Raw genomic sequence first — 13,551 nt, 5'->3', positions numbered from 1 at the left:
CGCGCCCGCCGCCCTCCCGGCTGCCACGCCGGTGAACGCGCCGGATTCACCCGTCCGGCGCAATCGATATCACGCTCCGTCACCGTTCCCGGGCGTGTGCGGCGACCCCGGGAGGCCTCGGGCAGCCCCGGGAGGCCTCCGCCGGCGCCCGGCAGCCCCCGGGGCTCAGGCGTCCAGACGCTTGATGAACTTGCGCTCGCTCGCGCAGCGCTCGTAGCCCAGCCAGACGTTGATCGCGAGCATCGGCTCGTTGGTGGCGTCGTTGGAGGTGAAGGCGTGCCGCAGGCCGGCGGCGCGGGCGCGGCGCAGCGACTCCCGCTTGGCGAGCTTGCTCAGGCCCCGCCCGCGGTACGCCCGGCGGCAGGCGGTGAAGGCCGACCAGTAGCGCTCGGCGCCGTCCGTGCTGACGGCGCTGAACGCGGCCGGCACACCCTCGACCACGGCGACCACGGTCAGCTCCCGGTCGAGGTCCGGGCGGTGCCACTGCGCCGCCAGCCACTCCTCGTACTCGGTGGCGTCCATCACGATCTCGCCCGGCTCGTCCAGCGCCGCGTCCGCCTCGATCTCGAAGACCGGGTACGGGTCGGCCGCGAAGTCGCTCGCCGGGCGCAGCTCGACGCCGGCCGGCAGCGGCGGGGCCGGCGGCAGCGGGACGCTCAGGTCCCGGGCCGCGAAGTGGGCGGTCCGGCCGGCGGTGAAGCCGCGGGCCTCCGCGAAGGCCCGCGAGCCGGGCTCGTCGTCCACCCAGCTGTGCAGGTCGACGACGCCGTGCCCGGCGAGGTGCCGCTCGGCGGCGGCCAGCAGGGCGGTGAAGACCCCGCGCCGCCGGAACTCCGGCAGCACGCTGCCGTTGGCGTGGCCGACGCCGGTCGTGGTGGTGCCCGTCACCACTCCGCAGCGCACCGAGCCGACCACCCGGCCGTCCAGCTCGGCGACGAAGGTGCGGTAGTGGGCGCCCTCCGCCCGGCGGGCGTTCAGCCAGACGAACATCTCGGGCGTCAGGACCAGGTGCTCGCGCCCGGCGCGGTGGGCCGCCGCGACGGCCTCGGCGTCGTCGGGGCGGAAGTCACGAATCGTCAGTGTTGTCATAGGTGCGTCACAGTAGCCGCCGGGCGGGCGGTGCGCCGCCGGTTTCTTTCGGCCGGAACCCGCCCCACCTGCGGCGATGCGGCGGGCCCCGGTCACGGATCGACCATTGACGCCACGCCAAGCTCAAGTAATGCTCTGAGATGACCGGGTGAGGCTTGGCAATCGCACCGCCCGGGGACATGCTCAGCACCACCGCCCGGCGGCCCTGGCGACGAGGCCCGCGCCGACCGACGGCCTTCCCACCCAGCCCTCCGAAGGGGGCGCACAGATGACGTCTCCCGCCCTGCACACAGGCACCGCCGACATCACCGGCACCACTGGCACCTCCGCCACCACCGGTACCGGCGGCACCGGGCGCCGGCTCGGCGTCGGCCTCGGCTGGCGCAGCGAGATCGACACCGTGGTCGAACGGCAGCCCGGCCTGGACTGGGTCGAGGTGGTCGCCGAGAACATCTGCGCCGGCCACCTCCCGGAGTCCCTGCGGATCCTGCTCGACCGCGGCCTCACCGTCGTCCCGCACGGCGTCGGGCTCGGCCTCGGCGGCGCCGACCGCCCCGACCCGGCCCGCCTCGCCCGGCTCGCCGAGACCGCCGGGGCGCTCGGCTCCCCGCTGGTCACCGAGCACCTGGCGTTCGTCCGGGCCGGCGGCCTGGAGGCCGGCCACCTGCTGCCGGTGCCGCGCTCGCGCGACGCCCTGCGGGTGATCGCCGAGAACGTCCGGATCGCCCAGGACCAGCTGCCGGTGCCGCTGGCCCTGGAGAACATCGCCGCCCAGCTGGCCTGGCCGGACGACGAGCTGACCGAGGGGCAGTTCCTCGCCGAGCTGGTCGAGCGGACCGGCGTACGGCTGCTGATCGACGTCGCCAACCTGCACACCAACCGGGTCAACCTCGGCATCGACCCGGCCGCCGAACTGGACCGCCTGCCACTGGAGGCGCTCGCCTACGTGCACGTCGCGGGCGGCACCATGGTCGACGGCGTCTGGCACGACACCCACGCCCACCCGGTCACCGAACCCGTGCTGGAGGTGCTGGCCGAGCTGTGCGCCCGGACCGCCCCGCCCGGGGTGCTGCTGGAACGCGACGCCGCGTTCCCGCCGCCGGCCGAACTGGCCACCGAACTCGACGCCATCCGGCGGGTGCTGGACGGCGGTGCCGCGCGGTGACCGCCGCCCCGGCCCCCGGCGCCGACGCCGCCCGCGCCCGGCTGGCGGCCCGGCAGACCGCCCTGCTCACCGCCCTGGTGGCCGGCGGCCCGGTGCCGCCCGGCTTCGACCCCGCCCAGGTGCGCGCCCAGGCCGCCGGCCTGGCCGCCAAGCGGCGCGACACCGCCGCCAAGGTCGCCCCGGACCTGCCCCGCCTGCTCGGCACCCGGTACGGCCCGCTGTTCCTCGCCTACGCCCGCAACCACCCGCAGACCGGCGGCGGCTACCGCGCCGACGCCCGGTCCTTCGCCGCCTGGGCGCTCGCCGAGGGCGAGGGCCTGGACGCCGACGCCCGCCGGTCGCTGGCGCAGTGGCTCGATCCCGCCCCGGAACGGCCGCCGGGCCCGCTCGCCCGCCTGCGGCGCGCCCTACGGCCCGGCCGCGCCGCCTGAGCGGCGCCCGCCGGCCCACCCCAGAACCGCCCGAACCGCGGCGCCGCGCGCGCCGGAACCACGTCTCACGACCGGGGGAACCGCCCATGTGGCACAACGCCTACTACCTGATCCCGGCCGCCGCGCTGGCCGTCACCGTCGTGCGGGCCTCCCGCGCCAGGCAGGCCGCGCAGCGCGTCACCGACCCGCAGGGCCTGCCCGGCCGCGGCCTCCAGCTCCTCCACGCCGCCTTCCTCACCGGCGGCCCCGGCCGGGTCTTCGACACCGCCCTGGTGCGGATGCACCGGGCCGGCCACGTCGTGGTCAGCCGCTCCCGGCTGGTCACCCTCACCACCGACAGCCCGTACGACCGGGTCGAGCGGGAGATCGTCGACGCGATCGGCCCGTCCCGCAGCCGCGACCTCGGCTCGCTGCGCGTCGCCGTGATGCGCTCGCCGAGCGTCCAGGCGATCGGCGACGAGCTCGCCGCCCGCGGCCTGCTGCGCAACCCCGCCGCGCTGCGCCGGGCGCGCACCGCGAACCGGTCCATCTGGCTCGCGCTGCTGCTGACGGTGGCCGTCACCGCCGCCGCCTACCTACTGGACTCCGACGAGCCCGGCCGGGACCACCCCGCCCTGTGGATCCCCGTCGTCCTGCTCGGCTTCGGTCTGGTCTCCCTCCTGACCACCCGCTCGCCCCAGGAACGGATCACCCCGGCCGGACGCCGGCAGATCGGGCTGATGGACGGCGGCAGCCCGTGGCGGCCGCGGCACGGAGCCCGCAACGCCGACTCCGCGCTGCTGGGCGCGATCGCGCTCGGCGGTCTGGCCGCCGCCGGCGCCGCCGAGTTCGTCGGCGAGTTCGGCGACCAGGAGCTCCTGGAGGCGCTGATCGCCCCGACGGCCGAGGAGGAGGCGGCCAGGGCGGCCGGCTACTCCACCGCCTCCTCGTCCTCCTCGTCCTCCGGCTCCTCGGGTTCCTCGGGCTCCGGCTGCGGCAGCGGCCCGGCGGTCTGGTGCGGCTCCTCCTCCGACTCCGGCTCGGGCTCCGGCTCCTCCGACTCGGGTTCCTCCGGCTCCTCGGGTTCGAGCTGCGGCGCGAGTTCGTCCAGCTGCTCCTCGTCCTCCGGTTCCAGCTGCGGTTCCTCCTCGTCCTCCAGCTGCGGTTCCAGCTGTGGCGGAGGCTGCGGCTCCTGACCGCGGGCCCCACCGGACGTCACAGTTCGGTATCGCGGTCCGGGAAGACGTTCCACGTGCGGCGCGGCCGGGGCTACAACAACCCCATGTGGTTGCTCTTCCTGCTCCCGGCCTGCGTCGCCGCGGTGCTCTCCTGCATCCGGCTGGTCCGGATGACCGCCGCCGCCGACGCGCTCTCGGAGCAGGAAGGCCCCCGGCCGCCCGAGGCGGTCGGCATCGGGCTGTACGAGACGGCCTACCTGGCCGGCGGACCGGACCGGGTGGTCGAACTGGCCCTCGTCCTGATGGCCTCCCGGGGCCGGCTGCACCTCGCCCACACCGGCTGGACCACCGTGGTCGACCCGCGCGGGCGCAGCCGGCTGGAGCGCGCGGTGGTCGCCACCGTCGGTCCGGAGGGCCAGTGCCGCACCGACGACCTGCGGGCGGCGATGGCCGCCCACCCCACCGTGCTGGAGATCGGCAGCCGGCTGTCACTGGCCGGGCTGGCCACCCCGGCGGCGATCCAGCGGCACACCGTGCTGGTGGTCCGCCAGGTCCGGCAGGCACTGCTGCTCTCCCTGGTGCTGCTGGTGGTCGCGCTGGTCGTCGGCGGCCTGTTGGACGGTGACGTGCTGACCCCGCTGGCCTGGTTCTCGCTGCCGCTGGTACTCACTTCGGGCACCCTGCTGATGGCCCGGATCGACGTCTACCCCTACACCCGCTGGGCCTCACCCGTCGGCCAGGAGGTGCTGCGCGAGGTCCGCCCGCCGCGCCAGCACGGGCTCACCGACGACGAGGAGCGCGAACTGCTCACCGCCGTGGCCATGAACGGCCCCGCCGCCCTCCCGGACGCCCGCCTGCGCGCCGCCCTGCGCCGCCACTGACACGGCACCGGGCACCGTCCGGTGCCCGGTGCCGGACGGGGCCCCTTCCCGTTGCGCTCAGGCCAGGCCGTTGAGAAGCTCGGCGACCGGCTTGCGGCGGCCGGTGAAGAACGGCACCTCCTCGCGGACGTGCAGCCGGGCCCGGGACGGGCGCAGGTCGCGCATCAGGTCCACGATCCGGTGCAGCTCGTCCGCCTCGAAGGCGAGCAGCCACTCGTAGTCGCCCAGCGCGAACGAGGCGACCGTGTTGGCCCGCACGTCCGGGTAGCCGCGCGCCATCTGGCCGTGCTCGGCGAGCATCGCGCGCCGCTCGGCGTCCGGCAGCAGGTACCACTCGTAGGAGCGGACGAACGGGTAGACGCAGACGTAGTCGCGCGGGTGCTCGTCGGCGAGGAACGCCGGGATGTGCGACTTGTTGAACTCCGCCGGGCGGTGCAGCGCCATGTTCGACCAGACCGGCTCCAGCAGCCGGCCCAGGCCGGTGCGGCGGAAGCGGTTGTACGCCTCCTGGAGGTCGTCGGAGTCCCCGGCGTGCCACCAGACCATGATGTCGGCGTCGGCCCGCAGACCGGACACGTCGTAGGTGCCGCGCACCGTCACGTCCTTGGCGGCGAGCTGGGCGAACAGCTCGTCCACCTCGGCGGCCAGGCCGGTGCGGTCCTCGGGCAGGGCGCCCTTGAGCTTGAACACCGACCACATCGTGTAGCGGATGACCTGGTTCAGGTCGCGCGCCTTCTTCTTCGCGGGCTGCTCGGCGGCCTGCTGCTCAACGGTCTCAGTCATGCGCCCATTGTCCTCTCCGTGACGTTCGCCCCGGTCAGCGGGGTAAGCACTCTGTCCAGCCCGGCGACGGCGGCCCGGGCGCTCGCGATGCACGCCGGGATGCCGACGCCGTCGTACGCCGCCCCGCACAGCGCCAGCGCGCCGACCCGGTCCGCGGCCGCCCGGATCCGGGCCACCCGGTCCAGGTGGCCGACCGGGTACTGCGGCAGTCCGGCCCGCCAGCGGGTGACGGCGGTGTCGTAGGGACGGGCGGTCAGGCCGATCGCCTCGCCCAGGTCGGCCAGCGAACGGGCGACCAGTTCCCCGTCGTCCAGCTCCAGCGGCTCCTCCTCGTGCAGCCGCCCCAGCGAGGTGCGCAGCACGAAGGCGTCCGGGGCGGAGCGCTCCAGCCAGCCCCACTTGTTGGAGGAGAACGTCGACGCCTTGATCCGGCGGCCGTCCACCGGCGGGACGAGGAAGCCGCTGCCGGCCGGGGGCCGCGGCAGGTCGGCGCGGCGGAAGGCCAGGGTGACCAGCGCCATCCCGGCGTACTCGACGCCGTCCAGCTCCGCGGCCGCGGCCGGCGCGTCGGCGCGCAGCAGCCGGGCGGCGGCGGGCGCGGGCACGGCCAGTACGACGGCGTCCGCGTCCAGGGTCCCGCCGTCGCCGGTGGTCACCCGCCAGCCGTCGGCGGTGCGCCGCAGCGCGGTCACCTCGGTGCGGGTGCGCAGCTCGACGCCGGCCTCGGCGCAGGCCGCGGCGACCGCCGTCGGCAGGGTGCCGAGGCCGCCGCGCAGGCCCTGGAAGACGGGGGTGTCCGCGCTCTTCGGCCGGTTGGCCAGCTCGCGCACCCCGTCGAGCAGCGAACCGCCGCCCCGGGCGACGGGCAGCAGCGCGGGCACCGCGGCGCGCAGCGAGATCTCGTCGGCGTGCCCGGCGTAGACACCGCCCAGCAGCGGCTCCACCAGCCGGTCCACCACCTCGCGGCCGAGCCGCTCGGCGACGTAGCGGCCGATCGCGACGTCGTCCGCGACCGCGTCCCCGGCCGCCTCGTTCCTGGCCCGCTCCAGCCCCTCGGCGCTCAGCACCCCGGAGTCCGCCAGCGCGGCGAGGTCCCCGGGGACGCCCATGACCTGCCCGCCGGGCAGCGGCCGCAGCGCGCCCCGGGTCCAGATCGCGGCCTTGGCGGTGGTCGGCGGCTCCAGCTCCTCCGCGAGCCCGACCGCCCGCGCCAGCTCGACCGCCTCCGGCCGCCGGGCCAGCATCGACTCGGCCCCGAGGTCCACCCGGACCCCGCCGACCTCGCCGCCCCACAGCTTCCCGCCGAGCCGCTCCGACGCCTCCACCAGCGTCACCCGCGCCCGCGCCGGCTCCCCCGCACCCCCACCGAGCACGGCGGCAGCGGTCAGTCCCGCGATACCGCCGCCGATCACCACGACATGTGCTTGCGCCATGCCTCGCAGTCTCGCAGGTCCTTACACGTTTGCCTCAATCCGCTGCACGCTTCGCCCTGGGGGCGGGGACGAGGGCCTCCAGGTCGATGTCGACCGCGAACGGCACCGGCCGCTCCAGCCGCTTGCGGAAGATCCCGGCCGGGGCGTAGGCCGGGACGTTGACGTCGAGCTCGTACGCGTGCACCACCGGAAGACCGTCCTCCTCCTCGATCAGCCAGTAGTGCGGAATGCCGGCCTCGGCGTACTTCCGCAGCTTGACGGGTACATCCGGTCGGCCGGTTCGGACACGGCCGTACGCTGGCCACTCCGGTGTGGCCTCGTCGGGGAGAGTCCTCCGTGGTGGACCTGACGGGTGAAGCGGTGCGGTGTCGACCGCAAAGGATGGCCACCCATGGCAGAGGTGCGGATCCGAACGGGCAGGAGTGGTCGAGTGGTGGACGGGACGGTGGCGTCCGAGGGCGCCGACGGGAAGGTGCTGGTGAGTGCGTGTCTGGCCGGGGTGCCGTGCCGGTACGACGGGCGGGCGAAGACGGCGGAGGTGGCCGTCGGGCTGGTGGCGGGCGGGCGGGGGGTCGTGGTGTGCCCGGAGGGGGCGGGCGGGCTGCCGACGCCGCGGCCCGCGGCGGAGATCGTGGGCGGGGACGGGGCGGACGTGCTGGACGGGCGGGCGCGGGTGGTGGACGCGACGGGGGCGGACCGCACGGAGGAGTTCGTGGCCGGGGCGCGGGCCGCGCTGGCCACGGCCGAGGCGGCGGGGGCGCGGCGGGCGGTGCTGATGGCGCGCAGCCCGTCCTGCGGGTGCGGGCAGGTGTACGACGGCACGTTCGGCGGGACGCTGCGGCCCGGCGACGGGGTGACGGCGGCGCTGCTGCGGCGGGCGGGGATCGCGGTGGAGGCCGTCTGACGCCTTGTCCGCTCCGCGGCCGAGCCGTGATCGAGTTGCGACCTCCCGGGCGGGTCCGATCCGGGCCCGCGCCCGTCGAATGGTGCGAGCGCTCCGGAAGGGGGCGCGGAACGGTCGACGCGGGGAGGGCCCGACGGTGGGACGAGGACGGCGCAGGGCGGGGGTGCTGGCGGCGGTGGCCGTGACGGCGGCGCTGGCGGCGGGGTGCGGGGCGGGTGGCGAGGCGCGGGACAACGCGGCGGCCGCCCCGGCGCAGGCCGCGGCCGGGGAGGCGGCCAAGGGGGACGCCGCGGTGGGGGCACCGGGGGCGGCCGCGTCGGCGGCGCCCAAGGCCGCGACGGGACAGGGCGCGACGGCTCCGGTGGTGGACGCCCGGCAGATCGCCTACTCGGCGCAGCTGACGGTGCGGGCGGCGAAGGTGGACGAGGTACTGGAGCGGGCCCGGGCGCTGGCACTCGCCGCGGGCGGCTATGTGGGGAGCGAGACGGCGAGCGGCGGAGCCGACCAGGCCGAGTCGACCGGCGTCCTGAGGAGCGGGCAGCTCACCGTGAAGGTGCCCTCGGCGGCGTTCCAGCAGACGCTGGACCAGCTGGCCGGACTCGGCGAGGTGGTCTCCCGGCGCAGCCAGGCGGAGGACCTGACCCAGCTGGTCGCGGACGTCAACAGCCGGATGCAGAGCCAGCAGGCGAGCGTGGACCGGGTGCGGGCGCTGATGGCGAAGGCGACGACGCTGGCCGAGATCGTCAGCCTGGAGAGCGAGCTGAGCCGCCGGGAGGCGGACCTGGAGTCGCTGCAGAAGCAGGTCAAGGAGCTGTCGGCGAAGACCTCGCTGTCCACCATCACCCTGGACGTGCGGCAGAAGCAGGACGAGCGGCCGCAGGACACCCCGGACGCGCCGAAGAAGAAGGACGGCTTCTGGGCGTCGGTCGGCTCGGCGCTGAGCGGCGGCTGGCACGTGCTGGCCGTGATCGTGCGCGGAACCGTCGTGGCGGTGGCGGCGGTGCTGCCGTTCCTGCTGGTGGCGGCGCCGGTCGCGGCGGTGCTGTGGGCGGTGCGCGCCCGGCGCCGGAAGGCGGCCGGCCCCGCCCTCCCGGTGCCGGACCAGGAGGAGGAAGAGGACGAGGAAGAGGAGCCACAGGCGCCCTGACGGCCGCGGGCCCCTCCGGGGAACCGGAGGGGCCCGCCGCCGTCGCGGTGCGTCAGCGGGCGCTGGCCTCGTGCACGAAGGCGACCAGGCGGGAGAGCGCGTCCGGGTCCATGCTGGGCAGCACGCCGTGGCCGAGGTTGAAGATGTGGCCGCTGGTGCCGAGCGCCTGGGCGGCGTGCAGCACCTCGCGGGCCTTGGTCTCGACGGCCCTGGTCGGCGCGAACAGCACCGCCGGGTCGAGGTTGCCCTGCAGGCCCTTGCCGGGGCCGACCCGCTCGGCGGCGACGTTCAGCGGCACCCGCCAGTCGACGCCGACCACGTCGGCGCCGGCCTGGCCCATCAGGCCGAGCAGCTCGCCGGTGCCGACGCCGAAGTGGATCCGCGGCACGCCGTAGCCGGCGACCGCGTCGAACACCTTGGTGCTGGCCGGCATGACCGAGCGGCGGTAGTCGTCCGGGGCGAGCGAGCCGACCCAGGAGTCGAACAGCTGGACCGCGGAGGCGCCGGCCTCGATCTGCACCTTGAGGAAGGCGGCGGTGATGTCGGCCAGCCGGTCGACCAGGGCGGCCCACAGCTCGGGCTCGCCGTACATCATGGCCTTGGTGTTCTCGTGGTTCTTGGACGGACCGCCCTCGACCAGGTAGCTGGCCAGCGTGTAGGGGGCGCCGGCGAAGCCGATCAGCGGGGTGGAGCCGAGCTCGTCGACGAGCAGCCCGACCGCCTCGGTGATGTAGGAGACGTCGTCCGGCTCCAGCGGGCGCAGCCGCTGGAGGTCCGCGGCGGTGCGGATCGGGTCGGCGATGACCGGGCCGATGCCGGGCTTGATGTCGACGTCGATGCCGATCGCCTTGAGCGGCACCACGATGTCGCTGAAGAAGATCGCCGCGTCGACCTTGTGCCGGCGCACCGGCTGGAGGGTGATCTCCTTGACCAGCTCGGGCCGCATGCAGGACTCCAGCATGGGGATGCCCTCGCGGACCTTCAGGTACTCGGGCAGCGAGCGGCCGGCCTGGCGCATGAACCACACCGGGGTGTGCGGTACCGGCTCGTGCCGGCAGGCGCGCAGGAACGCCGAGTCGTACGCGGCGCCGCGGCGCGCGTCGGGCTGCTGACCGGGGGTGGCGCCGGTCGGGGGGACTGCCGGGGTGGCTGCCGTGGTGTCTGCCGTCGTCTCGCTCACGCTCCAAATCTTCGCACGCGGCCCGGATGCCTCCGTCCCGGTGGCCTCGTCGGTTCCTCCAAGATCTGGCCGGATTGCCGCCCCGGCGCGCCGCGCGGGAAGAAGTTGCGGCGATTACCCGCGTTTTCGACCTAGTCTTCGGGTCATGGCAGCGGTCGGAGGGCACCCCTCGCAGGGTGGCGGAGCAGGTGGCGGAACGGGTCGGGAGGCGGCGCCGAGCGAGTTCCGGTCCGCCGTGGAGGCACTCTCCGAGGCCCGGCTGCGCCCCGAGCTCGTCCTCTCCCCCGCCCCGGCGCCCCGCCGGCTGGCGCCGTTCTCCTTCGCGCTGACCGCCGCCGTCGAGGTGGACGGCGAGGAGCTGGCCGACGGCCGGCTGGTGCTGCTGCACGACCCGGCCGGGCAGGAGGCCTGGAACGGTGACTTCCGGGTGGTCACCATGACCCGGGCCGAGCTGGAGCCGGAGATGGCCGGCGACCCGATGCTCTCCGAGGTCGGCTGGGCCTGGCTGCTGGACGCGCTGCAGGCGCACGGCGCCGGGTACGCGGAGCCGTCCGGCACGGTGACCCGGTGCGCCTCGCAGTACTTCGGCGGGCTGGCGGACCGCGCGTCGAGCACCGAGATCGAGATCCGGGCGTCCTGGACGCCGGCCGACGGCCGCTTCGAGCGGCACCTGGCGGCCTGGGGTGACCTGCTCTGCATCAGCGCGGGCCTGCCGCCCGCCTCCCCGGCCCCGCACTCCCCGGCGGACGTCACGTCACTCGGTGGAGTGGTTCCGATGCCGGCGCGGCGACGCCCTCGTTCGCACTGAGGAGTGGCGCCCGCCGGGGCGTCATCGGCGGACGCGTCGCCACCCCCAAGGCTGACGGAGTGTGACTTCATGGCGGCCCTGCGTCAATAACGCGCTCGGAACCGACCACTTTGCGTCGGATCTGATCGATTTTGTACGAATTCCAGGCATGTCGCATCAGTCATCTGCGCGATTTGTCCGTATTGTGACTCACTAGATCGTGATCTTTCGCTAAAGCCGGGCACGGATGCTGCCGAAGCAGACTGTGACCCTTTCCGAACGCGGAACACTCCGACCGCCCCCTCGGGGTTCCGTCCGCCACTCCCGCAGGAGGCCTGGTGTCGGTCCTTCTTGAGCACCCCGCAAACGTGGTCGCCTACCGCCCGACCAAGCCCACCGCCATGGTGGTCATCGCGGATCCCCGCGTCCGAAACACCGTCACCCGTCACCTCTGGGCGCTCGGCGTCCGGGACGTGATCGAGGTGTCCTCGATCGCCGAGGCCCGCCCCCGGGTCTCCACGCCGCGCGACATCTGCGTCGCCGACGTCCACCTGCCCGACGGCTCCGGACTCACCATCCTCGCCGAGACCCGCGCCGCCGGCTGGCCCAACGGGCTGGCGCTCTCCGCCGCCGACGACATCGGCGCCGTGCGCAGCGCGCTGGCCGGCGGGGTGAAGGGCTACGTCGTCACCGGTACCCGCACCAACGTCGCCATGCCGGGCCGCCCCGGCCTGCCGCTCGGCGCCGCCGGGCTGGCCGGCCGGATGCGCCGGCCCGGGATGCCGGGCATGCCGGGCGTGGGCGGGGCGCCGGGCGCTCCCGGTGCGCACGGTGCGCACGGTGCGCCGGGCACGCAGCAGGCCGCCTACCGCGAGCTCTCCGGGCGCGAGGTGGAGGTGCTGCGCCTGGTGGCCGAGGGCCAGTCGAACAAGGCGATCGGCGTGGCGATGGGCCTCTCGGCGCTCACCGTCAAGAGCCACCTCGCCCGGATCGCCCGCAAGCTCGGCACCGGCGACCGCGCCGGGATGGTCGCGGTCGCGTTGCGCACCGGCATCATCCACTGACCCCGGCCGTCGCGGCGGCCCTGGAGGAACGTTTCCTCCGGGGCCGCCGCAACGTGCTGCCCGGAACCGGATCGCCGCCCGGAGGGCGGGCCGGCGGCCCCCCGCCATCGGTCTGACCAGTCCGACAACACTCCCGGTCGCGGGGACCGTCGTACCCTTGGTGGGTGACCGACGCCGTAGCAGCCATCCCAGAAGAAGCAGCCCCGGTCCCGCTCCTCGAACCGAAGGAGGGGATCCCTCCGGTCGTGGCGGACGAGCAGGCGCTGGCCGCCACCGTCGCCGCCTTCGCGGCGGGAACCGGACCGGTCGCCGTCGACGCCGAGCGGGCCTCCGGCTACCGCTACGGCCAGCGGGCGTACCTCATCCAGCTGCGCCGCGCGGGCGCCGGTACCGCGCTGATCGACCCGATCGCCTGCCCCGACCTCGGCGCGCTGGGGGCGGCCCTCGCGGACACCGAATGGGTGGTGCACGCCGCCACCCAGGACCTGCCCTGCCTGGCCGAGGTGGGCATGAGACCCCAGCGCCTGTTCGACACCGAGCTGGCCGGGCGGATCGCCGGCTTCGCCCGGGTCGGCCTCGGGCCGATGACCGAGAGCGTGCTCGGCCTGAGCCTGGCCAAGGAGCACTCCGCGGTCGACTGGTCCACCCGTCCGCTGCCCGAGCCGTGGCTGCGCTACGCCGCTCTGGACGTCGAGGTGCTGGTCGAGCTGCGCAACGCACTCGAACAGGAGCTGGACGCCCAGGGCAAGCTCGGCTGGGCCCTGGAGGAGTTCGCGGCGATCGCCGCCGCCCCCCGCCCGGCCCCGCGGACCGACCCCTGGCGCCGCACCTCGCAGCTGCACAAGGTCCGCCGGCGCCGCCAGCTGGCCGTGGTGCGCGAGCTGTGGCTGGCCCGCGACCGGATGGCGCAGGAGCGGGACGTCTCGCCCGGCCGGGTGCTGTCGGACGCCGCGATCGTCAACGCCGCACTGGCCATGCCGCTGACCGTCGCCGCGCTGCAGGCCGTCCAGGGCTTCGGGCCGCGGGTGCACCGGCGTCAGCTGGAGCAGTGGCTGGCCGCCGTCCAGCGCGGGCGGGAGGTGCCGGAGAACCAGCTGCCGCCGGCCGCCGCGCCGCACGACGGCCCGCCTCCGCCGCGCGCCTGGGCCGAGAAGGACCCGGTGGCCGCCGCCCGGCTGAGCGGGGCGCGGGCCGCGGTGAGCGAGCTGGCCGAGCACCACCACCTGCCGGCCGAGAACCTGATCACCCCGGACCTGGTCCGCCGGGTCTCCTGGGAGCCGCCGGCCGACGCCTCCGCGGCGAACGTGGCCGCGGCGCTGCGCCGGCTGGGCGCCCGCCAGTGGCAGGTGGACCTGGTCGCCCCGGTGATGGCCACCGCCTTCGCCAAGGCGGCGACGGCGGCCCAGCAGGGCTGATCGGAACACCCGGCGGGACACGCAGCAGGACGCACGGAGAAGGGGATGCCGCCCGCGAGGGGCGGCATCCCCTTTTGTCGCACCCGGAGCACAACGTGTCCGGGGACACATCGGG

11 protein-coding genes and 2 pseudogenes are annotated in these 13,551 nt (G+C 75.4%); 8 read left to right on the top strand and 5 right to left on the bottom strand.

What is annotated here, in order from left to right:
* Positions 1-165: 165 nt before the first annotated feature.
* Complete coding sequence (locus tag ABT093_RS23490; RefSeq protein ID WP_350567468.1) at positions 166-1,089, bottom strand: GNAT family N-acetyltransferase; 924 nt, start codon at positions 1,087-1,089, stop codon at positions 166-168.
* Between the two features lie 268 nt (positions 1,090-1,357).
* On the opposite strand from ABT093_RS23490, the pseudogene ABT093_RS23485 reads away from it, so the two are divergent.
* The 3 genes and pseudogenes from ABT093_RS23485 (at position 1,358) to ABT093_RS23475 (ending at position 4,723) form a co-directional block, all read left to right on the top strand.
* Positions 1,358-2,685: pseudogene (locus ABT093_RS23485) on the top strand (MbnB/TglH/ChrH family RiPP precursor modification enzyme).
* Positions 2,686-2,771: 86 nt separating this feature from the next.
* Positions 2,772-3,860: a TIGR04222 domain-containing membrane protein gene (locus ABT093_RS23480; RefSeq protein WP_350567465.1), complete on the top strand. Its 1,089-nt coding sequence runs from the start codon at positions 2,772-2,774 to the stop codon at positions 3,858-3,860.
* A gap of 86 nt (positions 3,861-3,946) precedes the next feature.
* Entirely contained in the window at positions 3,947-4,723 is a 777-nt protein-coding gene (locus tag ABT093_RS23475; protein ID WP_350567462.1) for a TIGR04222 domain-containing membrane protein, read from the top strand.
* A gap of 57 nt (positions 4,724-4,780) precedes the next feature.
* On the opposite strand, the gene hemQ is transcribed toward ABT093_RS23475, so the two are convergent.
* From hemQ to ABT093_RS23460, 3 genes and pseudogenes are all read right to left on the bottom strand, one after another.
* Positions 4,781-5,506 carry a hydrogen peroxide-dependent heme synthase gene (gene hemQ / locus ABT093_RS23470; protein WP_350567459.1) on the bottom strand — a complete coding sequence of 242 codons (726 nt, stop codon included), beginning with the start codon at positions 5,504-5,506 and terminating at the stop codon, positions 4,781-4,783.
* Entirely contained in the window at positions 5,503-6,939 is a 1,437-nt protein-coding gene (gene hemG / locus ABT093_RS23465; protein ID WP_350567456.1) for a protoporphyrinogen oxidase, read from the bottom strand. Before hemG ends, hemQ begins: the two co-directional genes overlap by 4 nt.
* Positions 6,940-6,973: 34 nt before the next feature.
* Positions 6,974-7,207, bottom strand: a pseudogene (locus ABT093_RS23460) (Uma2 family endonuclease); the annotation flags it as partial.
* Between the two features lie 162 nt (positions 7,208-7,369).
* Here ABT093_RS23460 and ABT093_RS23455 point away from each other — a divergent pair.
* A complete protein-coding gene (locus tag ABT093_RS23455; RefSeq protein ID WP_350567453.1) occupies positions 7,370-7,843 on the top strand; it encodes a 2-thiouracil desulfurase family protein in 474 nt (157 codons plus the stop codon).
* A gap of 136 nt (positions 7,844-7,979) precedes the next feature.
* A complete protein-coding gene (locus ABT093_RS23450) occupies positions 7,980-8,990 on the top strand; it encodes a DUF4349 domain-containing protein (RefSeq protein ID WP_350567451.1) in 1,011 nt (336 codons plus the stop codon).
* A gap of 52 nt (positions 8,991-9,042) precedes the next feature.
* Here ABT093_RS23450 and hemE read toward each other — a convergent pair whose 3' ends face one another.
* Positions 9,043-10,056, bottom strand: coding sequence for a uroporphyrinogen decarboxylase (hemE, locus tag ABT093_RS23445; RefSeq protein WP_350567625.1), 1,014 nt, complete (start codon positions 10,054-10,056; stop codon positions 9,043-9,045).
* A gap of 259 nt (positions 10,057-10,315) precedes the next feature.
* Here hemE and ABT093_RS23440 point away from each other — a divergent pair, with 259 nt between their 5' ends.
* The 3 genes from ABT093_RS23440 (at position 10,316) to ABT093_RS23430 (ending at position 13,436) form a co-directional block, all read left to right on the top strand.
* On the top strand, positions 10,316-10,978 hold the full coding sequence (locus ABT093_RS23440; protein ID WP_350567448.1) for a DUF3000 domain-containing protein: 663 nt from the start codon (positions 10,316-10,318) through the stop codon (positions 10,976-10,978).
* A gap of 317 nt (positions 10,979-11,295) precedes the next feature.
* Positions 11,296-12,021, top strand: coding sequence for a LuxR C-terminal-related transcriptional regulator (locus ABT093_RS23435; RefSeq protein WP_350567446.1), 726 nt, complete (start codon positions 11,296-11,298; stop codon positions 12,019-12,021).
* A 164-nt stretch (positions 12,022-12,185) separates the two neighbouring features.
* Positions 12,186-13,436 (top strand): HRDC domain-containing protein, encoded by a 1,251-nt coding sequence (locus ABT093_RS23430; protein ID WP_350567444.1) that lies wholly within the window; start codon positions 12,186-12,188, stop codon positions 13,434-13,436.
* The last annotated feature ends 115 nt before the right edge of the window (positions 13,437-13,551 follow it).

Source organism: Kitasatospora sp. NPDC002551, from assembly GCF_040296005.1.
In the GTDB taxonomy this organism is placed as follows: Bacteria; Actinomycetota; Actinomycetes; order Streptomycetales; family Streptomycetaceae; genus Kitasatospora.
This window is presented reverse-complemented; position numbering and strand designations above follow the sequence as displayed.

What these genes read in the sequence shown, in the direction of transcription:
- ABT093_RS23490 (WP_350567468.1), bottom strand. Translation starts at nt 1,089, where the DNA reads ATGACAACACTGACGATTCGTGACTTCCGCCCCGACGACGCCGAGGCC.
- ABT093_RS23480 (WP_350567465.1), top strand. Translation starts at nt 2,772, where the DNA reads ATGTGGCACAACGCCTACTACCTGATCCCGGCCGCCGCGCTGGCCGTC.
- ABT093_RS23475 (WP_350567462.1), top strand. Translation starts at nt 3,947, where the DNA reads ATGTGGTTGCTCTTCCTGCTCCCGGCCTGCGTCGCCGCGGTGCTCTCC.
- hemQ (WP_350567459.1), bottom strand. Translation starts at nt 5,506, where the DNA reads ATGACTGAGACCGTTGAGCAGCAGGCCGCCGAGCAGCCCGCGAAGAAG.
- hemG (WP_350567456.1), bottom strand. Translation starts at nt 6,939, where the DNA reads ATGGCGCAAGCACATGTCGTGGTGATCGGCGGCGGTATCGCGGGACTG.
- ABT093_RS23440 (WP_350567448.1), top strand. Translation starts at nt 10,316, where the DNA reads ATGGCAGCGGTCGGAGGGCACCCCTCGCAGGGTGGCGGAGCAGGTGGC.